Source organism: Paraburkholderia sp. SIMBA_054 (assembly GCF_046534875.1).
Classification (GTDB): Bacteria; Pseudomonadota; Gammaproteobacteria; order Burkholderiales; family Burkholderiaceae; genus Paraburkholderia; species Paraburkholderia hospita.
Genome location: NZ_JAWRXV010000499.1, coordinates 1 through 306 on the forward strand (window position 1 = coordinate 1; position 306 = coordinate 306).

Below are 306 nucleotides of genomic sequence, written 5' to 3' on the forward strand. Positions count from 1 at the left end.
CGTATGAAAAGCGGCCTTCACGCGCGGCTTTAACCGATGCAATCGTGCGTGAATATAAAACGCCGTTGCTTCGGGCTTTCCTTCACCCGACACCACATGTCCGTCGAAATCGCAGATTAGAAGCCGCGATGCAGTGATCTCCGAGAACGCATAGCCATACGGATTGACGAAGAAGAGATGGTCGTGTCCGGGCACGACCGCCGAGAAATGGTTGCAGATTCCCTCTTCAAAACCGTATTGCGCCGCTAGTTGAAAGCATGCCGCTAGTTCGATACGGGCCTCCATGACAGCGTCGGAATCGAGTCG

At 54.2% G+C, this 306-nt stretch carries 1 protein-coding gene; it reads right to left on the reverse strand.

Going from position 1 to position 306, the window contains the following annotated elements:
* A partial coding sequence (locus tag SB822_RS56070; RefSeq protein ID WP_410858975.1) for a class II aldolase/adducin family protein occupies positions 1 to 306 on the reverse strand: 306 nt, incomplete at both ends.